Genomic DNA, 19,679 nt, shown 5'->3' on the forward strand with positions numbered 1-19,679 from the left:
CCGAGCCGCCCATGAGCAATCGTCAGACCGCCCGTATTTCCTCGCGCAAACAGCCGCAGCAGGCACGCTCGGCTGACTTGGTCGCGGCCATTCTGCAGGCGGCTATTCAGGTTTTGACCGAGCATGGCGCGACCCGATTCACCACCGCCCGGGTCGCGGAAAAGGCTGGCGTGAGTATCGGTTCGCTGTATCAGTACTTCCCCAACAAGGCGGCGATCCTGTTTCGTTTACAGAGCGATGAGTGGTTGCACACCACGCAAATGCTGCGGCGAATTCTGGAAGATCAGCAACAGCCGCCACTGACGCGCCTGCGCACACTGGTGCAGGCGTTCATTCGTTCGGAGTGCGAGGAAGCGCAGATGCGCGGTGCGCTGAATGACGCGGCGCCGCTGTATCGCGATGCGCCCGAGGCCCACGAAGTGCATGCTTCAGGACGGCAGATCTTCGCCACGTTCATGCTGCATTTGCTGCCGGAATCCGATGAGCCAACCCGCGTCGCGGCCTGCGAGCTGATCCTGACCACACTCAGTTCGGTGGGCAAAGACTTTTCCGGTACTGCGCGCAACGATCTGGAAATCACGGCCTTCGCCGACCGGCTGGCGGACATGTTCAGCGCGTACGTGGTGACGCTGAAGCAACCTTCAATGTGAGTCAGCGACTACGCTGGGTAAACGGCGGACAGTATCCGGTCGACAAACCTGCCGGCAGGTTTCACCATGGCCCCTTCCCCTGAAATGACAGCGAGGCGTCGTAATGAGCCAATCCACCATCCGCGCGTTGATCCTTGATGACTACGCTGAAAACAGCTTTCGCGAAGCGCAGATCGAGCGCCCGGTGCCGCAGGCCAACCAGGTTTTGGTGCGCATCATCGCCAGTGGCGTAAACCCCATCGACTACAAGATCCGCACCGGCAACGCGCCGTACGCGATGCCGGAACTGCCGGCGATTCTCGGAACGGACATGGCCGGCGTGATCGAAGCGGTCGGTGCCAGCGTTACCCATCTGGCGGTGGGCGATGAAGTGTTCGGCATGGTCGGTGGCGTGCACGGCTTGCCAGGGTCGTTGGCCGAGTATCTGGCGGTGGATGCTGATCTGGTGGCACGCAAGCCGAAAAATCTCGGTTTCCGTGAGGCGGCAGCGGTGCCGCTGGTGTTCCTCACGGCGTGGGAAGGTCTGGTCGACCGGGCGCACGTCAAGGCCGGTCAGAAGGTGCTGGTGCACGGCGGCGCGGGCGGTGTCGGGCACATGGCGGTGCAAATTGCCGCAGCGCTGGGTGCCGAGGTGTTCGCCACGGTGTCGCCGGGCAAGCGCTCGATTGTCGAAGGCTACGGCGCCACGGCCATCGACTACCAGAGCGTGCCGGTCGAGCAGTACGTCAACCAGTTCACCGATGGCAAGGGTTTCGACGTGGTCTACGACACCGTCGGCGGCAAGAGTCTGGATGACTCCTTCGCGGCGATCCGCCTCTACGGTCACGTCACCAGTTGCGCGGCGTTCGGTACTCACAACCTGGCCACCGGTTCGCTGCGCAGTGCCACGCTGTCGGGGATTTTCGTGTTGCTGCCGATGCTCACCGGCGTCGGGCGCAAGCACCACGGGGAAATCCTCGGCTACGCCACGCGGTTGATCGAAGAAGGCAAGGTCAAGCCGTTGATGCATGCCGAGCGCTTCAGCCTCAGCCAGGCGCGCCAGGCACATGACGCGGTGCAACAGGGCACGGCGATTGGCAAGGTGGTGATCGACGTCGCCTGAGCCGCATAAACTCCGGCAAAAAAAAGCCCCGCAACCGAATGAGGTGCGGGGCAAAGTATTGGTTGGTTGCGGCCAACCAAAGGAGCTCGGTTAAAACGGTTTGCGCAGCCGGGTCAGATGCAATCCTCGGCGGCGCGTTCAAAACTGGACGGCAGGAAATTCGAGGCCAGCAAGTGGCGCTCGTAGATGAACACTTTGCCGCCGTCGCCGGCCTTGTAGGCTTCCAGCACGTTGTCTGCCGACACCTTGCTCGGCACCACGATCCGGTAGCTGCGCTGGGTCTGCGATACCGTCGGGTTCAGCGCACTGCCCTGCAGCTTCGGCACCACGCAATCGGCGTATTGCGCCGGGGTCTTGCTGGTGTGCAAGGTCAGCGTCGGGGCGTTCGGCGCGGAGGCGCAGCCAGCGAGCAGCAAGGAGGCAACGGCCAGGGTCGGGGCAAACAAAGCACGCATCGGGGTAATCCTGAAATAAGGTTTCGGTTCAACTGGCAACGGTTCAGCGTCACGGCGCCGCCGCTGCCCTTTATGTTTTGAGTGTTCAGCTGGAAGCCACCAGCGCCTTGAGCGAGGCATCGAACTGCTTCAAGGCATTGAGTTGCAGGTCACGTTGTTTCTCGATCTGCGCGGCAATCTCTTGCGCCGCCTTGTCATGCACCCAGACTGACGGGATCTGTTTCTCGACTGAACCTTCCGCCTTGCCGATGTACTGCAGGTCGGCGTCATAGAAACGCGCGATGAAGTGCGCTTCGAACAGGCTGTTCTGCTGGGTCAGCAAGCGGTTGAAGGTGTCGAGTTTCACCACGATGTCCGGATGCGCCAGAATCAGTGCATCGAGGTTGTCGTAAACGGTCACCGACATGAACTGACGCTGCAACGAGCTGAGCAACCAGTCGATCGCCAGTTCCGGGTCGGAGCTGCGCACAAAGGCTGCACGAATCCGCGAGTCCAGCGCATCCTTGGCACCGTGCAGCGCCATGTCGTGGTAACGCGTCAGGTACTGCAGGTTTTCCCTGGTGTTTTCGCTGTACAGCACGCCCACGGTCTGCGAATGCTGCAAAGTCGCGCTGCTGCCGGCGATCGGTTGAAGATGACACGCACAGGCGTCGTCTGCGTAAGACGGTGCCGTGGCTACCACGCCGCTCATCAGCAGAGCGATCAACGCCAGTCGGGTCAGTGTCTTCATCGCGCAATTTCCTTGAGCTGCGTGTTCAATGAAAGCGATTTTCCGCCTATTGAATGCAAAGCTGAACTTGCGTTTCGTGATGGTCACTATTACTTCTAGCGATAGTCATCAACGAAAAAGTTTGATAGCCGCTCATCCCTAATGACTAAAACAACAGTGAGGAAGCCGATTTGAGAACCTTTGACCTGATCCGCGACGCGGTTTTGCCCGACTTTCGCGAGCGAGTGGCCGAGTACCTGGTGCAGTACGAAAGCGTGTTGCTGGACAAGGACATCACCGATGCGCAGCTCAAGCGCGATACCGCCAACCAGTTGCGCGGCTATCTGCGCGGCTTGAACACCACGCGGGTGCTGGGCATGGCCTACTGGGAAGAACTGGATCGACGGGTCGTCGCCACCTGGCTCTAGCACCTTGGTAATGACCGGCTAGACTTTGCGGGCTGCCAATGTCCCCGTCAGTCGAACCGGAGGTGTCCCCCATGAGCAACAGCGAACCTGCAACTTTCAACGGCTGGGCCGCCACCGCCGCCCGCGCCCCGCTGGAACGCTACAGCTACGATCCCGGCCCTTTGGGCGAAGAGGACGTGGAAGTCGCGGTGGAATATTGCGGCGTCTGCCACTCCGATCAGTCGCTGATCGACAACGACTGGGGCATCAGCCGCTACCCGTTCGTGCCGGGCCACGAAGTGGTCGGCAAAATCGTGCGCATGGGCCCGCAGGTGCGCGGCCTCGAACTCGGCCAGCGCGTCGGCATCGGCTGGTACAAGGGCAGCTGCATGCATTGTTCGTCGTGCATCAGCGGCTCGCAGCAACTGTGCGGCACCGCCCAACCGACCATTATCGGCAGCAACGGCGGTTTTGCCGATCGCTTGCGTTCGCACTGGGCCTGGGCGATTCCGGTGCCGGCCAATCTTGATCCGGCGATGGTCGGCCCGCTGTTCTGCGCCGGTTCCACCGTGTTCAACCCATTGCTGCAGTTCGGCGTCAAACCCACCGACCGGGTCGGCGTGGTCGGCATCGGCGGCCTCGGTCATCTGGCGCTGCGGTTTCTCAATGCGTGGGGCTGCGAAGTCACCGCGTTTACCTCGTCGCTGAACAAGCAGGACGAAGCCAGACGCCTGGGCGCGCACAATGTCGTGGCCTCGACCGACAGCAACGCACTGAAAGCGATTGCCGGCACCCTGGACTTCCTGTTGATCAGCGCCAACGCCGACCTCGACTGGACGGCGATGCTCGCCACCCTGCGTGGCAACGGACGTCTGCATTTCGTCGGCATCGTGCCCAACGCGATTCCGGTGCATGTGTTCGACCTGATCCCCCAGCAGAAATCCCTGTCCGCCTCCCCGGTCGGTTCGCCCGGCACCATGGCGACCATGCTCGAATTCTGCGCCCGGCATCAGATTCTGCCGCAGGTCGAGATGTTTCCCATGAGCAAGGTCAACGAGGCCGTCGACCATCTGCGCAGCGGCAAGGCGCGCTATCGCGTGGTGCTGGACGCCAGTCAGTGACAATCCGGTGCGGCGCCTGTCAGCGCAGACGCCGCACCTCCTGCCAAAACAGCCCCGAACGCTTACAATCGCCCGTCTAACCGACTCTCAGACAGGCTCCCCAAGAAATGCCGCTCGACCCACCAACGATGCTGACCATCTCGATCGCTCTCGCAGCCGCCGCCGCGCTGTATCTGGCGGTCGAGTGGCGCAGCATTCGTGAGCCTTCGCTGCTGTTCTGGAGCGCCGGTTTCGCCACGATTACCGTCGGCTCCACCCTGGCCCTGTTGCGCAGCAACGGCTTTCTGCTGGTCGGCATCTGGTTTGCCAACGGCTTGCTGGTGACCGCGCATTTCCTGTTTCTGCTCGGTGTGGCGCGCTTCACCCAGATTCGCCTGTCCCGCGCCTGGTACCTGATCTTCGTCACCTGGCTGTTTTTGCTGTTGCTGCCGGACGGGCCGTTGTGGTCGAAAGTCATGCTCGCCGCCAACTCGCTGCTGGTCGCCGCCTCGACGCTCAAGGCCAGCCTGTTGCTGCGCCCGCATGGCAAATCGCTGAGCGTCGGCGCGGTGCAATTGCGCTACGTGCTGCTCGGTCATGGGATTTTCTATGTGGCCAAGGCCCTGACCGTGATGATCCCGGGGACGTTGATCGACCTGGCCGCATTCCGTGGCGTCATCATCCAGATTTCGCTGGTAGAGGGCGCGATGGCGATCATGCTGATCGCACTGTCGATGACCGGCACCGAACGCTACCGCCGCGAAGAGCAGATCGCCCGACTGGCCGCGCGCGATCCACTGACCGCCCTGTATAACCGACGCGCCCTCGACGTGCGCGCACCGCGTCTGCTGCGGGACGTGTCCCCGGCACATCCCGGTGCTCTGCTGCTGATCGACATCGACAACTTCAAACTGATCAACGACCAGTACGGGCACAGCGCCGGCGACCGTTTGCTGGTGGCGTTGAGCGAGATGATCCGCGCCGAAACCTCCGATGAGGCATTGGCTGCCCGTTTGGGCGGTGACGAGTTCGTGATTTTGCTCGGCAACGCGCCGAGTGAACACATCGTCACACTGGGCGACGCCCTGCGCGAGCGGTTTCAGCGCAGCGCCGCCCAGGCCTTCCCCACCGCCGAACCGGTGACGCTGAGCATCGGCGCCACCCTGTTCAACCAGCCGCCGGCCAGCCTCGCGGCACTCATCGAACAAGGCGACGCTGCGCTCTATGAATCCAAGCGCGGCGGCCGCAATCGCCTGCGCCTGACCGGGCTCACCACTTCAGGATGACCAGACCCATGACCCGTTCCGAGACTCCCCTGCAAGACCTCGCCGCCCCCGAAGGCGTCTGCTACGGCTGCGGCGGCCGCAACCCGCATGGGCTGCACGTCAAAAGCTACTGGCACGAGGACGGCGTGCACGTCATGGCCGAACACCTGCCGGAGGAAAAATACTGCGGCTGGCCGGATCTGGTCTACGGCGGGTTGCTGGCGATGCTGATCGACTGCCATTCCAACTGGACCGCCATGGCCTGCCACTACCGCCACGAACAACGTGAACCGGGCAGCCTGCCGCGCATCGACTGCGTGACCGGCAACCTCGGCATCAAATTCATCAAACCCACGCCGATGGGCATCACCCTGACCTTGCGCGCCAGGGTCGAAGGCGAAGTCGGACGCAAGACCCGGGTGATCTGCGAGGTGTACGCCGGGGATGTGCTGACGGCGGTGGGTGATTCGGTATTCGTGCGAGTCGACACCGGGCAGTTAGCGGACGCGGCGCACGGCCGCTGACACCCCGCTCCTCCTGTAGGAGCTGCCGCAGGCTGCGATCTTTTGATTTTGACCTTCAAAAGCATAATCAAAAGATCGCAGCCTTCGGCAGCTCCTACAGGAATGACACTTGAGCAAACCCGGCTAGGCATACCCACCCGGAAATCGACGAGGCTATAGCAGACCGCACTTCCAGGAGTCTTTACCCAGTGTCCGACCTGCCGACCCACCGCGCCTACACCCGACGCTTCAACGCCGTGCTCGCCTACATCGACGCGCATCTCGAAGGCGACCTGTCGGTGAGCACGTTGAGTCAGTTGGCGAATTTTTCGGTGTTTCACTTCCATCGGCAATTCAGCGCGTTCGTTGGCGTGCCGGTCTCGCGCTACGTGCAACTGATGCGCTTGCGCCGGGCTGCGCATCGGCTGGCCGCGCAGCCGGATCATTCGATACTGGAGGCCGCGTCTGGCGCCGGTTTCGAAAGTCCGGAAGCGTTCAGTCGAGCGTTTCGGCGTGACTTCGGCATGCCGCCGAGTGCCTTCAGGAAGCAACCGAACTGGCAGATCTGGAATGCGGTATTCGCCATCCCTCACTTTTCCAGGAGCGTCATCATGCAAACCAGAATCGTCGACTTCCCCACTGTACGGGTCGCTGCGCTTGAGCACTGCGGCGCGCCGGGAGCGGTGCAGCAAAGCGTGCAGAAATTCATCGCCTGGCGCATGCACAGCGGGCAGTCGCCCGTAGCGTCGAGCCGCACCTTCGGGATTCCCTACAACAATCCGGACACCACAGCAGCGGAGGACTTTCGCTTCGCCATCTGTGGCGAAATTGATGAGCCGGTGGCGCCGAATACGTTCGGCGTGCAGGAACTCGTGATTCCCGGCGGGCGTTGCGTGGTAGTGCGGCACGTGGGTTCACCGGATCACATTGGCGAAACCATCTATCCCGTCTACCGCGACTGGCTGCCGGCCAGCGGTGAGGAATTACGTGATCATCCGCTGTTTTTCCATTACCTGAGCGTCTATCCCGAGACCCCGCAGGATCAGTGGCAGACAGACGTCTACGTGCCTCTGCAATCGTAAGACTCACTTACCTGTTTTTCCGCTTGTGGTGCGCAATGCCAACCCCTTATAAGGGCGGCTCACCTTAGCGAATTGAAGGATGCACCCATGAGCAATGCCTGGAACGAAGGGTATTTTACCGACGAGGGCTACACCTACTCGTACAGCCGGGAAATCAACCCGGTGTTCCAGCGTTATTGTTTGTTGCTGCGCGGTTTTGCCACTCTGGAAGGCAGCGCCGGCTACCACTGCGAACTGGGCTTCGGCCAAGGTGTTTCGATCAACATCCATGCCGCCGCCAACCCCGGCAACTACGTCGGCACCGACTTCACACCGTCCCAGGCCGCGCATGCCATTGCACTGGCAAATGACTGGAACAGCGAGGCGCGGCTGTATGACGACAGCTTCGAGCAACTGCTGGCCCGTGATGACCTGCCGGCTTTCGACAGCATCAGCCTGCATGGCATCTGGACTTGGGTCAGCCGCGACAACCAGAAACTGATCGTCGAGTTCGCCCGCCGCCACCTCAAGCCCGGCGGCATGTTGTACGTCAGCTACAACTGCTTTCCGGGCTGGTCGCCGTCGGCGCCATTGCGCAACCTGTTCAGCCTGCACAACCGGTTTGCCAGCCAGACCTCGACCAGTCCGGCCAAACGCATCGATGCTGCGATGGAGTTTTCCGAAGCGCTGTTGGCAGCCAATCCAAAGTACGCCAAAGCGGCGCCGGCCCTGGGGGCCCAGTTGCAGAGCATCAAGGGCCAGAATCGTCAGTACGTGGCTCATGAGTACTTCAACCGCGACTGGAACTGCATGTATTTCGCCGACGTGGTCGAGGCCATGACCGCGGCCAAACTCGACTACGCCACCACGGTCGTGCCGCTGGATACCGTCGTTGCGCTCAACTTGAGTGCAGAAGGCGTGGACTTTCTGGACGGTATCGAGCATCCGATCATGCGCGAACAGGCGCGCGACTACTTCATCAATCAGAGTTTCCGCCGGGATCTGTACGTACGCGGCGCCAATCGGCTGTCTGCTGCCGAGCAGCGCGATGGCCTGCTGCGAACGCGTTTTGTCCTGCTGCAAGCAATTGAGAGCATTCCCGGCACGGTCACTGGTCCCGCCGGCGAGGCTGCGCTGCAAGCAGAGATTTACAGCCCGGTGCTCCGAGCGCTCGCCGCCAGTGCCTACGCGCCGAAAACCCTGCAGCAGTTGTCGATGGCCGTCGACTCCGTTTCCTACGACGACCTGGTGCAGGCTGTCACCGTGCTGATCGGCATGGGCGTCGCCGCCCCGTGCCAGAGCGAAGCCGCCGCAAGGCAGGTGCAGGAACGCTGCGACACTCTCAACCTGCAACTGTGCAAGCGCGCGCTGTTCAACAACAATATCCAGGTGCTGGCCAGCCCGGTCACCGGCGGTGGTGTGGCGGTCAGCCGCGTGCAGCAACTGTTCCTGATTTCGATCAAGCAGGGCATGAGCGACCCACAAGACTGGGCGCAGTTGGCGTGGGCCGTCATCGGTGACCAGGGTGAAGTGCTGCTCAACGGCGACCAGCCGCTGCTCACGGCCGAAGAAAACCTGGCCGAGATGACTGAACGGGCGCGGGCATTTGCGCAAACACCGCTGGATATTCTCATGGCGCTGAAAATTGCTTGATCCTTTCATGCGCGCCAACTGACGCGCAGGCAAACCGGACGACGGGCCGCGAACAACAGCGGCCCGTCGTCTGCGTTTCAAGGCCCTGAGCGCCGTTTTCAGTCACCACCGCCGCGTCTATCACCTCGCCCCCTGGCAAAAAAGCCAAATTGCCATGTGTTTCCATCGTTCCTTCTTGCGTCGCACTGTTCATTGCCCGTCCCTGTCTGCCTGGAGTTTCTTCGATGCCGTCGCCCAAATCCCTGCCCTCTGTCCTGCTGGGCCTGGCCCTCGCCTGCCCGGTCATGGCCGAGGAACCCAAAGGCATGGAGTTGGGACAGGTGCTGATTTCGGCTGAAGAACAAAGCGGCGCCGATGCCTCCGTGGCCGAGGCCGAAGCGCGGCTGGCGCAGGTGCCAGGCGGCAGCAACGTGGTCGACCTGCGCCAGCCGTTGCAGGGCAAGGTGGCGAGCAATCAGGATGTGCTGGCGTATCAGCCGGGGGTCTACGCGCAGTCGGCGGGCAACGAAGGGGTGAAGATTTCGATCCGTGGTTCGGGGATCAACCGGGCGCCGGGCGCCCACGCCTCGGGGTTGTACACGATGCTCGACGGCCTGCCGCTGACCGGCCCCGGCGGCACGCCCTACGAATTGCTCGAACCGCTATGGCTCGACCATGTGGAAGTGCTGCGCGGCGCCAACGGCTTTGATCGCGGCGCCCTGGCGCTGGGCGGCGCCGTCGATTACGTCAGCCACAGCGGCTACGACGCGCCGAAATTGCAGGTGCGCTATGCCACTGGCAGCCATGGTTATCAGCAGCGTCAGGTGAGCTCCGGGCAGGTGCTGGGCGACTTCGATTACTACGTGTCGCTGACCGATTCGAACGCCGACGGCTATCAGGATCACACCGCCAGCGAGAGCAAAGGCGTGATCGCCAACTTCGGCTATCGCTTCAACCCGAACCTGGAAACCCGCTTCTATATCCGCTATCGCGAGACCGACAACGACCTCGCCGGCCGAGTGACCAAGCACTCGATCGAGCACACTCCACGGGCGGCCAACCCGGCCTACGTGTCACGCGATGACAGCCGCAAGCAACCGGGCAGCACCTTCATCGGCAACAAGACCACCTACTACATCGACGACGATTCGAGCATCCAGACCGGCCTGGTCTATCACGATTACCCGATGGACCTGCGCGAAGGCCCGAACCGTCTGAAAGTGGCCTACACCGACGTCAGCGGCACGTTCGACTACAAGCGTCGCGACACTTTGTTCGGCATGGAAAGCCGCAGCACCGTGGGCCTGCGCACCACCAAACACCTGCCCAACGACGGCGCCAGCGAATTCGTGCGCATCCCCACCGGCAACACCGCCGCGTATGCGCCGGGCACCCGCATGCGCAATTTCACCTATCAGGGTTCGGACACCGTTCTGCATGCCGGCAACGACCTGGAAATCGCCGACGACCTGTGGTTGACCACCGGCCTCGCCGCCATCTACACCCGCCGTGAAAGCGCCGTCACCTACCCGCAAAGCGGCGGCAAGACCAGCATGAATGACTGGGATTACGCCCCGCGTCTGGGCCTGCGTTATCAGCTCACGCCGGATCTGCAACTGTTCGGCAACCTCAGCCGCTCAGTCGAGGCACCACACCCGTGGTCGCTGATCTACAGCTCGAACATCCGCTTCCCCGCCGACAACGGTGCGGCGACCGGCACCCAGAGCGACCCGATCAAACTGCAGAACCAGACCGCAACCACCCTCGAACTCGGCGGTCGCGGCGACAGCGCAATCGGCCAGTGGAGCCTGGCGTGGTACTACGCGCAGGTACGCCACGAATTGCTTTCGGTGCTGCCGGATGCCAATGCCGTCACCCCGTACGAACTCAACGCCAGCCCCACCGTGCACCAAGGCGTGGAAGCCAGCCTGCAAAGCACACTGTGGTCGGCCGCCGACGGGCGTAAATTGAGCCTGCGCCAGGCCTACACCTTCAGCGATTTCCACTACCGCGACGACCAGCGTTTCGGCGACAACCGCCTGCCCGGCCTGCCGATGCACTACTACCAGAGCGAACTGCGCCACGACTGGCCGCAGGGCTTCTTCGCGGCGGTCAATACGCAACTGGTGTCCAAAGTCGCCGTGGATTACGCCAACAGCTACTACGCCGATCCCTACGCGCTGTTTGGCGCCACCGTCGGCTACAACGCGCCGAAAAACGACTGGCAGACCTGGCTGGACCTGCGCAACCTGACCAACAAACACTACGCCGCGACAGTCACGCCGGGGTATGACGACAAGGGCCAGGACGCAGCGCGGTCCACGCCGGGTGAAGGGTTGGGGGTTTATGTCGGGGTGTCGTGGAGCCTGCTCTGACGGCATGACCTGACCAGCAGCAGAACAACGCAGCGGGTCAAAACGGCCCCTGCGTCATCACCCGCGTCTCGATGATGCGACGCAGCGCAACGACGCGCTTCTGATACAGATCGGTCAAACAATCGACCTTGGCGCCACAGGCCTTGCGGCTTTTCAGGAAGTCCTGCTGCTCACCGATCAGAGCATCGCGCCCGCCCATCGGCAGCAGGCGTTTATCGAGGCTGAACAGCTCGCCCATGGTGACGTCCAGGTCGTTCAGGGCGCGATTGGCGCAGACGGCTTTTTCGTCCATGGATTTGGCCTTGTCGCAGTCGAAACTGGCGGCTTGCGTCGAATTTGCAGCGATCAGCAGCGCACAGCCAAGGGCGGCAGCGGTCACCCGTGAAATTTCTCGAACTCGCGTCATGGCTTCGTATCCAACGTAGTAAGTCAATGGAGGTATGAGAAATGAAAAGCACCGATGACCGCAAGCCTGCAACCCCTCACAACGCGCCACCGCTCGACTCCTCGGGCAAACCGGTGGATGTGGTGAACCGCGATCTGCAGGACAGCGACGACGATACCCGCGCCGTGGACGAGGTGATTACCCCCACCTCCACCCGCGTCATGGAACAGGACACCGAGGAACTCAAGCGTAAGACCGATGCGATCGAACGCAAGGTGGCCGACGGTAATTGACTGCCGCCGGACGGCAAATCAACGCTATATGCTTGGCGGGTGGATTGCTTATCGCGAACGAATCCACCCGTCGTGCACTGCCTCGCGAAACTTGGTTTTTCACGAAATATCCCGTCAAATCAAGTTCTTGATCACCTAAGCCAAGCGCGTCATGTACAACGCCAACACGCTGTACATGACCGTTCGGCGCTTTGTCTGGCAGGACCGCTGAATCGGATCTAGGGTTGCGTGGCTGGCGATATGCCAGCCAACTTGCGAGCGTCTGAAAGGCGCGCGCCCGTAGTGGCACTGGAAAAGAAATCAGGGATGGTTTTTGTGCTTGCGGTTCTCCTGCGCTCTTGCCGAGCGCGCCACTGGTCCCTGCGTTTCGTTGTGTTCTATCAAGGACAGAAAGATGAACAACGTACCGGTCAATTCTCTTGGTCTGCCACTCAGACAGGCCACCCGCGACGCCCCCGAAGCCCCGCCCGGCGGCTTCGGCTGAGATCGTCGGCGCCGGCCCGGGCGTATTGACGTCTGCGCTGCGCGCATTGAAACCAGCATTCGATCAGATCCCGACGGATCAGGCTGCACGCTCGTCGAGAACAACGCTTGCCGCTGTTCTCGCAGGTCGCGGCTGCCTGGCTGTCAGGTACGGCGCCCCTTGTCCGCGAGGGGCGGTTTTGCAGCACGGATGAGGAAAACTCGCTATGTCCCGTTCAACGGCCAACATCCCTCCTTACGGGGTCGCCATTCAAAGCGCGATCAAGCAAGGCGATGTGCAACACATGAAGACTTTGTTGCAACAACGCGACACCAGCAAGTCTGAAGCGCAAGACCTGAAAGACGCGTACGAAAAACTGGCCAAGGAAGTTTCCAGGCGCGAAAAGTCCTGAAGCCATCAATCATATTGCAATGGAGGCAATCAACATGTCCGGTTCTACTGAAAATGTCGGCCTGTTCCCGGTGAGCTATCGCATCGGCACCGGCGCGCCCGGTGCGCAGTCACTGGCCCTGCACCTGCTGGTCTCGACACCCAATACGAAAGTCAATGGCACCGCCGCGATCACCCAGGCAACCAATCCGCCACTCGACGTGCATTCCGACGTCTGGGGCGAGTACACCTACCTCACCGTGATGTCGCCCGGCGTCAGCAAAATCCTCGTGACCGCTCAAGGCAATCACGGCGGCCCAGGCGCCAACTCCATCGTGAATTTCAAAGTAAAACTGGTGGTGGGTACCGACTGGCGTGAAGGCGTTGCCAATTACAGTTACTTCGATGGTCAACGCTGGCATGAGGTCAACAACGCCCCGGCGCATCTGGTGGAGTCGATACCTTCACCGTTTAATCCCGGCCCGGTGATCAACCCGCATCCACCGATCCTGCCGCTGTATGCCGCGCCGATTCAGAGTGCCATCGCCAGCGGTGATCTGGCGCAGATGAAGAACCTGGCCAGGCTCGCCGAACAGCAACTGGAGCAACTGCCGAAATTGCGCGACGCACTGGACACCGCGAAGAAAGAGGTCAGCCGGCTGCAGAGCCACTGAGTCAGGCCACTTGATCCGCCATTCACTTAGGGAGTAGCACCATGTCGATTGGACTTTTTCACACCCGTCTCAGCATCAGCAATGCACTGCCCGGCGCACCGGTTCTGAACCTGGATCTGCTGGTCGATACCGTGAACAAACGTGTCAGCGGAATTGCCAGCGTGTTTCAGGCCACCTGGCCGACGGTCAATTTCCGGACTCAGGTCTGGGGCAGTTTTTCCGAAACCAAACTGACTGCAAACGTCGAGAACCACATCATCCTCACCCTTGACGGCGGTCCGAGCGGCCCGCTCAGCCAGATCGCGCAGACCTTCCACCTCAGAGGCATTCTGGGCGGCGACTGGGCCAGCGGCTTTGTCGATTATCGCTATGAAGAACAGGGTCAGTGGCACGAAGTGAAGCACGTCGCGGTGCATCAGGCGCCCAGCGAGCAACCGCACCCCACGCCGCACCCGCAGCCACTGTACGCCGTGGCGGTGCAGCAAGCGCAGACCGGCGGCGATCTGGCGCAACTCAAAACCGTAGTGCAACAGGCCGAGCAACAGGTGGCGCACGAGGGCGCCTTGCGCAGTGCCCTTGAGCATCTGAAAGCAGAAATCGCGCGCCTGGAAACGCGCTAACCGAACGGCCCCGGGCGCGATTGCAAAGGATCGCGCCCGGGACTTTTTCAACTGCGGTCAATCCATTCGTATCGCGCACAGGATGGTGCGCAAGGATTTCCAATGTCAGACGTCCGCCCTGCCCGCTACCTCACCGACACCGATCTCAAACGCTATGTGCCGGTGCACGTGGTCTGGGAGATCACCCTGGCCTGTGACCTGAAATGCCTGCATTGCGGCTCCCGCGCAGGGCATCGACGCCCTGACGAACTCAATACCCGAGAGTGCCTCGACGTCATCGACTCGCTGGCCGCGCTCGGCACTCGCGAGATCACCCTGATCGGCGGCGAAGCCTATCTGCGCAAGGACTGGACACAACTGATCAAGTCCATTCACGACCACGGCATGTACTGCGCGATCCAGACCGGCGGACGCAACCTGACCCCGGCGAAAATGCAGGCAGCGGTCGAAGCCGGGCTCGACGGCGTGGGCATTTCCCTCGATGGCCTCGCGCCGCTGCACGACGCCGTGCGCAACGTCCCCGGCTCGTTCGACAAGGCCGTGGACACCCTGCGCCGGGCCAAGGCCTCGGGGTTGGCGGTGAGCGTCAACACCCAGATCGGCGCGGCCACCCTGCCCGACTTGCCGGCGCTGATGGACACCATCATCGAACTCGGCGCCACCCACTGGCAGATCCAGATCACCGTCGCCATGGGCAACGCGGTGGATCATCCGGAGTTGCTGCTGCAACCCTATCAACTGCTGGAAGTGATGCCGCTGCTCGCGCAGCTGTATCGCGAAGGCGTCGACCGTGGCTTGCTGATGAACGTCGGCAACAACATCGGCTATTACGGCCCGTATGAACACCTGTGGCGCGGCTTCGGCGACGAGCGTGTGCACTGGACCGGTTGCGCCGCCGGCCAGACTGTTCTGGCGCTGGAGGCCGACGGCACGGTCAAGGGCTGCCCGTCCCTGGCGACGGTCGGTTTCTCCGGCGGCAATGTGCGCAACATGAGCCTGCACGATATCTGGCACTACAGCGAAGGCATGCATTTCGGCCGCTTGCGCTCGGTGGATGACATGTGGGGTTACTGCCGGGGCTGTTACTACAACGATGTCTGTCGTGGCGGTTGCACCTGGACCTCGCACTCGCTGCTCGGCAAACCCGGCAACAACCCCTACTGCCATTACCGCACGCTCGAGTTGCACAAGCGCGGGCTGCGCGAGCGCATCGTCAAGGTCGAGGACGCGGCGCAGAAATCGTTTGCCGTCGGCCGTTTCGACTTGATCACCGAACGCATCGACACCGGCGAGAAAGTGAGCAGCGTCAGTGACAGCGGTCAGGTGGTGAAGCTGGCGTGGATCAATCAGGGCCAGCAGTCGCCCGAGCAAGGCCGGATCGCCCCGCAACTGAGCCTGTGCCGCAGTTGCTTGCAGTACATCTATCCGCACGAGGTGATCTGTCCGCATTGCGACGCCGATGTCGCCGCCGCCGAAGCCGAACACCAGACCAATCGCGCGCGGCAGCAGGCGATCATGAACACGCTGAGCGGGCTGTTGGGCGTCGCGCCCAGTCACTTGAACTGAGCGCTTGCTGCCCCTGCAGTCGATATTTTCCAACTCTGTCCCGGGTTTTCCTGCCCGGGGCAACTCTCCCCCTACCCTGCAAGCCGCGGTTTTACTGGCTTCATCCCTTCTGCTTCAGCAATTTGTATTCACATCCCAGCTTAATAATATTTTACCGATACCCCCCTCCTGCCTAGTCTGACCGCAAGCAAAACGGACAAGCCTGAAGCGATCCGAATCCACTTGCCTGGCCAGGAAGGATGTAGAAATGACCACTGAAATAATAAAAACAGACACGCTTGTCGTGGGGGCCGGACAGGCCGGTGTGGCGATGAGCGAGCACCTGAGCAAACTCGGCGTGCCGCACCTGGTGCTTGAGCGCAGCCGCATCGCCGAACGCTGGCGCACCGGGCGCTGGGACTCGTTGGTGGCCAACGGTCCGGCGTGGCACGACCGCTTTCCGGGGCTGGAATTCGATGATGTCGACCCCGACGGTTTCGCCCCCAAGGAGCGCGTGGCGGACTACTTCGAAGCCTATGCGAAGAAGTTCAACGCGCCGATCCGCACCGGCGTCGAAGTCAAAAGCGTGGTGCGCAATGTCGGGCGTCCGGGCTTCACCGTCGAGACCTCCGAAGGCGTGATCGAAGCCAGCCGCGTGGTAGCGGCAACCGGGCCGTTCCAGCGCCCGGTGATCCCGCCGATTGCGCCGCAAGATCCGCGTCTGTTGCAGATCCACTCCGCCGACTATCGCAATCCGCAGCAACTGCCCGCAGGCGCAGTGCTGGTAGTGGGTGCCGGTTCGTCCGGCGTGCAGATCGCCGATGAACTGCAGCGCTCCGGCAAGCAGGTGTACCTCTCGGTCGGCGCCCATGACCGTCCGCCGCGTGCCTATCGCAACCGTGATTTCTGCTGGTGGCTGGGGGTGCTCGGCGAGTGGGATCAGGCGGCGATGAAACCCGGCCGTGAGCACGTGACCATCGCCGTCAGCGGCGCGCACGGCGGGCGCACCATCGACTTCCGTGGTCTGGCCCATCGCGGCATGACCCTGGTCGGCGTGACCGAGTCGTTCAACGACGGCGTGGTGACCTTCAAGCAGGATCTGCGCGACAACCTCAAGCGCGGTGACGAGAACTATCTGGCGCTGCTGGATGCCGCCGATGCCTACATCGAACGCAACGGTCTCGACCTGCCGGAAGAACCTGAAGCACGCGAAACCTATCCAGATCCCGAGTGCGTGAAAAACCCGCTGCTCGATCTGGATCTGGCCGAAGCCGGGATCACTTCGATCATCTGGGCCACCGGGTTTGCCGTGGATTATTCCTGGCTGCAGGTCGCCGCGTTTGACGACAAGGGCAAACCGCAGCACCAGCGCGGGGTATCCAGCGAGCCGGGGGTGTATTTCCTCGGGCTGCCATGGCAATCGCGACGCGGTTCGTCATTCATCTGGGGCGTGTGGCACGACGCCAAACACGTGGCCGATCACATCGCCACCCAGCGCAAATACCTCGACTACAAGGATGCCGAGCAGCGTGAAGCCGCCCTGCATGCGACCTCCCACAGCAAAGCCGCCGACACCGTCGACGCTTGATTTCCCTATTTCGCGGCGGTGCCCGGTGCGCCGCTGCACACCTAGTCTGGAGCTGTACATGAGCAAGCCAACCCACACCCGCATCCGTATGTTCAACACCAAGGACACCTACCCGAATCAGACCCTGGACAACGACCTGTGCCAGGCCGTGCGCGCCGGCAACACGGTGTATGTCCGGGGTCAGGTCGGCACCGATTTCGACGGAAATCTGGTGGGCCTCGGGGATCCGCGCGCGCAGGCTGAACAGGCGATGCGCAACGTCAAGCAACTGCTGGAAGAAGCCGGCAGCGACATGAGCCACATCGTCAAAACCACCACTTACCTGATCGACCCGCGCTACCGCGAGCCGGTGTATCAGGAAGTCGGCAAGTGGCTCAAAGGCGTGTTCCCGATTTCCACCGGGCTGGTGGTGTCGGCACTGGGGCAGCCGCAGTGGCTGATGGAGATTGATGTGGTGGCGGTGATTCCCGAGTAATCAGACGCACCGAGTCGCGGCCATCGCTGGCAAGCCAGCTCCCACAGGTATTGGAGGTGCCTTCAAGTTTTGTGATCACCCCAATTACTGTGGGAGCTGGCTTGCCAGCGATGAGGCCCACAAGGACAACAAATTCCTCGAAAGGAGTTAGACCATGACCTTTTCAATCGCAGCCCGTTGCCCCGAAACCGGCCAGTTCGGTGTCGCCATCAGTTCCTCCAGCATCGCCGTCGGCGCGCGTTGCCCGTGGCTGTTGCCGGGTGTCGGCGCGGTGTCGAGCCAGAACATCACCCTGCCATCCCTCGGCCCGGAAGTCCTCGCGCTGATGGAACAAGGCCACGCGCCAGACGCAGCGCTGGATCAGGTGCTGACCCGCAATGGCTACAGCCAGTACCGGCAGATCACCGCGATCAACCACCTCGGCCAGACCGCGCACTTCAGCGGCGCGCAGACCCTCGGCGTGCACAACGCAGTCTCCGGCGAGCAATGTGTGGCGGCCGGCAACATGCTCGCCGGGCGTGCGGTGATCGAGGCGATGGTCAGCGCCTTTGAAGACGGCGAAGGCCAACTGGCCGACCGCCTGCTCAAAGCCCTGCACGCCGCACAAGCCCTCGGTGGCGAAGCCGGGCCGGTGCATTCGGCGACCGTGGTGGTGGTCGGCGAACAGACCTGGCCGATCGTCAATTTGCGGGTCGACTGGGCGGATGAAGACCCGATCGGCCAGTTGCAGAAACTCTGGGACGCCTATCAGCCGCAGCTGCAGGATTACATCGACCGTGCCCTCGACCCGGCCAAGGCGCCGGGTTATGGCGTGGCCGGAGATGACCGATGAGCAACAGCGTCGCGTTGCTGAAGACGCTGGTGGGGTTCGACACCACCAGCCGCGAATCCAACCTGCAACTGATCGAGTTCGTGCGCGACTACCTCGCTGGCTTCGACGTGCCGTGCGAACTGATCTACAACGCCGAACGCAGCAAGGCCAATCTGTTCGCGACGATTGGCCCGGCCGAGCAACCGGGCATCGTGCTCTCGGGGCACACCGATGTGGTGCCGGTCGACGGCCAACCGTGGACAGTAGCGCCGTTCGAACTCAACGAGCACGACGGCAAGCTGTTCGGGCGAGGCACTGCCGACATGAAGGGCTACATCGCCTGCGTGCTGGCCTTGGTGCCGGCGCTAGTCGCGGCAGACCTGCGCATGCCGGTGCACATCGCCCTGTCCTACGACGAAGAAGTCGGCTGCCTCGGCGTGCGCTCGTTGCTCGCCGAGTTGCAGCAGCGCCCGGTCAAACCGCTGCTGTGCATCATCGGCGAACCCACCGAGCTGAAACCGGTGCTCGGCCATAAAGGCAAACTGGCGATGCGCTGCGACGTGCACGGTCATCCGTGTCATTCGGCCTACGCACCGCTGGGGGTCAACGCCATCGAGTATGCCGCCGAGCTGATCGGCGAGCTGGGGCGCATTGGCCAGCAACTGAAGGCGCCCGAGCATCACGACAGTCGTTTCGATCCGCCCTACAGCACGGTGCAGACCGGAGTGATCAGCGGCGGAAAAGCCTTGAACATCGTGCCCGCCGATTGCCGTTTCGACTTCGAAATCCGTGCCCTGCCCTCGCAGGATCCAACCCAGGTCGCACAACAGTTGCAGGCGTACGCCGAGCAGCAAGTACTGCCGCGCATGCGTGCGATCAGCCAGCACAGCGCGATTCGTTTCAGTGAGCTGTCAGCCTATCCGGGCCTGGTCACCGATGCGCAAAGTCAGGCGGCCGAGCTGATTGCGACGTTCTGCGGTTCACGGGAATTCGGCACCGTGGCGTTCGGCACCGAGGGCGGGTTGTTCGATGCAGCGGGTATTCCCACGGTGGTCTGCGGCCCCGGCAGCATGGATCAGGGGCACAAACCGGATGAGTTTGTCAGTCGTGCGCAACTCGATGCCTGCGACGCGATGCTGCAACGGCTGTTGACCTCGATCCGCGCTTGAAACACGG

The 19,679-nt window shown here is 62.2% G+C and carries 21 protein-coding genes; 18 read left to right on the forward strand and 3 right to left on the reverse strand.

Translation table 11 applies throughout. The features are described 5' to 3' along the window. Positions 1–11: 11 nt before the first annotated feature. Both ACIOUG_RS02435 and ACIOUG_RS02440 read left to right on the forward strand, forming a co-directional pair. Positions 12–650, forward strand: coding sequence for a TetR family transcriptional regulator (locus ACIOUG_RS02435; RefSeq protein WP_401062224.1), 639 nt, complete (start codon positions 12–14; stop codon positions 648–650). Between the two features lie 103 nt (positions 651–753). Next, complete coding sequence (locus ACIOUG_RS02440) at positions 754–1,752, forward strand: zinc-dependent alcohol dehydrogenase family protein (RefSeq protein ID WP_401062225.1); 999 nt, start codon at positions 754–756, stop codon at positions 1,750–1,752. A 113-nt stretch (positions 1,753–1,865) separates the two neighbouring features. Here ACIOUG_RS02440 and ACIOUG_RS02445 read toward each other — a convergent pair whose 3' ends face one another. Both ACIOUG_RS02445 and ACIOUG_RS02450 read right to left on the reverse strand, forming a co-directional pair. Beyond that, on the reverse strand, positions 1,866–2,207 hold the full coding sequence (locus ACIOUG_RS02445) for a hypothetical protein (RefSeq protein WP_401062226.1): 342 nt from the start codon (positions 2,205–2,207) through the stop codon (positions 1,866–1,868). An 85-nt stretch (positions 2,208–2,292) separates the two neighbouring features. Next, complete coding sequence (locus ACIOUG_RS02450; RefSeq protein WP_401062227.1) at positions 2,293–2,937, reverse strand: ATPase; 645 nt, start codon at positions 2,935–2,937, stop codon at positions 2,293–2,295. A 170-nt stretch (positions 2,938–3,107) separates the two neighbouring features. Between ACIOUG_RS02450 and ACIOUG_RS02455 the strand changes: the two genes are divergently transcribed. The 7 genes from ACIOUG_RS02455 to ACIOUG_RS02485 all read left to right on the forward strand — a co-directional run bounded on the left by ACIOUG_RS02455 (position 3,108) and on the right by ACIOUG_RS02485 (position 11,259). Then, complete coding sequence (locus ACIOUG_RS02455; RefSeq protein WP_401062228.1) at positions 3,108–3,344, forward strand: hypothetical protein; 237 nt, start codon at positions 3,108–3,110, stop codon at positions 3,342–3,344. 71 nt (positions 3,345–3,415) lie between these two features. Beyond that, positions 3,416–4,444 carry an NAD(P)-dependent alcohol dehydrogenase gene (locus ACIOUG_RS02460; RefSeq protein ID WP_401062229.1) on the forward strand — a complete coding sequence of 343 codons (1,029 nt, stop codon included), beginning with the start codon at positions 3,416–3,418 and terminating at the stop codon, positions 4,442–4,444. 107 nt (positions 4,445–4,551) lie between these two features. Next, positions 4,552–5,709 (forward strand): GGDEF domain-containing protein, encoded by a 1,158-nt coding sequence (locus tag ACIOUG_RS02465; protein ID WP_401062230.1) that lies wholly within the window; start codon positions 4,552–4,554, stop codon positions 5,707–5,709. An 8-nt stretch (positions 5,710–5,717) separates the two neighbouring features. Then, a complete protein-coding gene (locus ACIOUG_RS02470; protein WP_401062231.1) occupies positions 5,718–6,212 on the forward strand; it encodes a PaaI family thioesterase in 495 nt (164 codons plus the stop codon). Between the two features lie 188 nt (positions 6,213–6,400). Continuing rightward, positions 6,401–7,273 carry a GyrI-like domain-containing protein gene (locus tag ACIOUG_RS02475; RefSeq protein WP_401062233.1) on the forward strand — a complete coding sequence of 291 codons (873 nt, stop codon included), beginning with the start codon at positions 6,401–6,403 and terminating at the stop codon, positions 7,271–7,273. A gap of 87 nt (positions 7,274–7,360) precedes the next feature. After that, positions 7,361–8,905: a class I SAM-dependent methyltransferase gene (locus ACIOUG_RS02480; protein ID WP_401062234.1), complete on the forward strand. Its 1,545-nt coding sequence runs from the start codon at positions 7,361–7,363 to the stop codon at positions 8,903–8,905. A 224-nt stretch (positions 8,906–9,129) separates the two neighbouring features. After that, entirely contained in the window at positions 9,130–11,259 is a 2,130-nt protein-coding gene (locus ACIOUG_RS02485) for a TonB-dependent receptor family protein (protein ID WP_401062235.1), read from the forward strand. Between the two features lie 37 nt (positions 11,260–11,296). Here ACIOUG_RS02485 and ACIOUG_RS02490 read toward each other — a convergent pair whose 3' ends face one another. Next, entirely contained in the window at positions 11,297–11,665 is a 369-nt protein-coding gene (locus ACIOUG_RS02490; protein WP_401062236.1) for a lysozyme inhibitor LprI family protein, read from the reverse strand. Positions 11,666–11,706: 41 nt separating this feature from the next. On the opposite strand from ACIOUG_RS02490, the gene ACIOUG_RS02495 reads away from it, so the two are divergent. From ACIOUG_RS02495 to argE, 9 genes are all read left to right on the forward strand, one after another. Continuing rightward, the gene (locus tag ACIOUG_RS02495; RefSeq protein WP_401062238.1) at positions 11,707–11,937 is read left to right on the forward strand and encodes a hypothetical protein; all 231 of its coding nucleotides are present in this window, start codon (positions 11,707–11,709) and stop codon (positions 11,935–11,937) included. Positions 11,938–12,626: 689 nt separating this feature from the next. Then, positions 12,627–12,812: a DUF1843 domain-containing protein gene (locus tag ACIOUG_RS02500; RefSeq protein ID WP_401062240.1), complete on the forward strand. Its 186-nt coding sequence runs from the start codon at positions 12,627–12,629 to the stop codon at positions 12,810–12,812. A 34-nt stretch (positions 12,813–12,846) separates the two neighbouring features. Beyond that, positions 12,847–13,464, forward strand: coding sequence for a DUF1842 domain-containing protein (locus ACIOUG_RS02505; protein WP_401062241.1), 618 nt, complete (start codon positions 12,847–12,849; stop codon positions 13,462–13,464). A gap of 41 nt (positions 13,465–13,505) precedes the next feature. Then, positions 13,506–14,084, forward strand: a complete 579-nt coding sequence (locus ACIOUG_RS02510; protein ID WP_401062243.1) for a DUF1842 domain-containing protein — start codon at positions 13,506–13,508, stop codon at positions 14,082–14,084. Between the two features lie 102 nt (positions 14,085–14,186). After that, a complete protein-coding gene (locus ACIOUG_RS02515; RefSeq protein ID WP_401062245.1) occupies positions 14,187–15,650 on the forward strand; it encodes a GDL motif peptide-associated radical SAM/SPASM maturase in 1,464 nt (487 codons plus the stop codon). 247 nt (positions 15,651–15,897) lie between these two features. Then, positions 15,898–17,217, forward strand: coding sequence for a flavin-containing monooxygenase (locus tag ACIOUG_RS02520; RefSeq protein ID WP_401062246.1), 1,320 nt, complete (start codon positions 15,898–15,900; stop codon positions 17,215–17,217). Positions 17,218–17,275: 58 nt separating this feature from the next. Next, a complete protein-coding gene (locus ACIOUG_RS02525) occupies positions 17,276–17,692 on the forward strand; it encodes a RidA family protein (RefSeq protein WP_003225869.1) in 417 nt (138 codons plus the stop codon). A gap of 154 nt (positions 17,693–17,846) precedes the next feature. Continuing rightward, positions 17,847–18,524, forward strand: coding sequence for a DUF1028 domain-containing protein (locus ACIOUG_RS02530; protein ID WP_401062248.1), 678 nt, complete (start codon positions 17,847–17,849; stop codon positions 18,522–18,524). Then, positions 18,521–19,672, forward strand: a complete 1,152-nt coding sequence (argE, locus tag ACIOUG_RS02535; RefSeq protein WP_401062250.1) for an acetylornithine deacetylase — start codon at positions 18,521–18,523, stop codon at positions 19,670–19,672. Before ACIOUG_RS02530 ends, argE begins: the two co-directional genes overlap by 4 nt. Positions 19,673–19,679: the final 7 nt, after the last annotated feature.

Source organism: Pseudomonas sp. NPDC087803, assembly GCF_044742995.1.
In the GTDB taxonomy this organism is placed as follows: Bacteria; Pseudomonadota; Gammaproteobacteria; order Pseudomonadales; family Pseudomonadaceae; genus Aquipseudomonas.

What these genes read in the sequence shown, in the direction of transcription:
- ACIOUG_RS02435 (WP_401062224.1), top strand. Translation starts at nt 12, where the DNA reads ATGAGCAATCGTCAGACCGCCCGTATTTCCTCGCGCAAACAGCCGCAG.
- ACIOUG_RS02440 (WP_401062225.1), top strand. Translation starts at nt 754, where the DNA reads ATGAGCCAATCCACCATCCGCGCGTTGATCCTTGATGACTACGCTGAA.
- ACIOUG_RS02445 (WP_401062226.1), bottom strand. Translation starts at nt 2,207, where the DNA reads ATGCGTGCTTTGTTTGCCCCGACCCTGGCCGTTGCCTCCTTGCTGCTC.
- ACIOUG_RS02450 (WP_401062227.1), bottom strand. Translation starts at nt 2,937, where the DNA reads ATGAAGACACTGACCCGACTGGCGTTGATCGCTCTGCTGATGAGCGGC.
- ACIOUG_RS02460 (WP_401062229.1), top strand. Translation starts at nt 3,416, where the DNA reads ATGAGCAACAGCGAACCTGCAACTTTCAACGGCTGGGCCGCCACCGCC.
- ACIOUG_RS02465 (WP_401062230.1), top strand. Translation starts at nt 4,552, where the DNA reads ATGCCGCTCGACCCACCAACGATGCTGACCATCTCGATCGCTCTCGCA.
- ACIOUG_RS02470 (WP_401062231.1), top strand. Translation starts at nt 5,718, where the DNA reads ATGACCCGTTCCGAGACTCCCCTGCAAGACCTCGCCGCCCCCGAAGGC.
- ACIOUG_RS02480 (WP_401062234.1), top strand. Translation starts at nt 7,361, where the DNA reads ATGAGCAATGCCTGGAACGAAGGGTATTTTACCGACGAGGGCTACACC.
- ACIOUG_RS02485 (WP_401062235.1), top strand. Translation starts at nt 9,130, where the DNA reads ATGCCGTCGCCCAAATCCCTGCCCTCTGTCCTGCTGGGCCTGGCCCTC.
- ACIOUG_RS02490 (WP_401062236.1), bottom strand. Translation starts at nt 11,665, where the DNA reads ATGACGCGAGTTCGAGAAATTTCACGGGTGACCGCTGCCGCCCTTGGC.
- ACIOUG_RS02495 (WP_401062238.1), top strand. Translation starts at nt 11,707, where the DNA reads ATGAAAAGCACCGATGACCGCAAGCCTGCAACCCCTCACAACGCGCCA.
- ACIOUG_RS02500 (WP_401062240.1), top strand. Translation starts at nt 12,627, where the DNA reads ATGTCCCGTTCAACGGCCAACATCCCTCCTTACGGGGTCGCCATTCAA.
- ACIOUG_RS02505 (WP_401062241.1), top strand. Translation starts at nt 12,847, where the DNA reads ATGTCCGGTTCTACTGAAAATGTCGGCCTGTTCCCGGTGAGCTATCGC.
- ACIOUG_RS02510 (WP_401062243.1), top strand. Translation starts at nt 13,506, where the DNA reads ATGTCGATTGGACTTTTTCACACCCGTCTCAGCATCAGCAATGCACTG.
- ACIOUG_RS02515 (WP_401062245.1), top strand. Translation starts at nt 14,187, where the DNA reads ATGTCAGACGTCCGCCCTGCCCGCTACCTCACCGACACCGATCTCAAA.
- ACIOUG_RS02520 (WP_401062246.1), top strand. Translation starts at nt 15,898, where the DNA reads ATGACCACTGAAATAATAAAAACAGACACGCTTGTCGTGGGGGCCGGA.
- ACIOUG_RS02525 (WP_003225869.1), top strand. Translation starts at nt 17,276, where the DNA reads ATGAGCAAGCCAACCCACACCCGCATCCGTATGTTCAACACCAAGGAC.
- ACIOUG_RS02530 (WP_401062248.1), top strand. Translation starts at nt 17,847, where the DNA reads ATGACCTTTTCAATCGCAGCCCGTTGCCCCGAAACCGGCCAGTTCGGT.
- argE (WP_401062250.1), top strand. Translation starts at nt 18,521, where the DNA reads ATGAGCAACAGCGTCGCGTTGCTGAAGACGCTGGTGGGGTTCGACACC.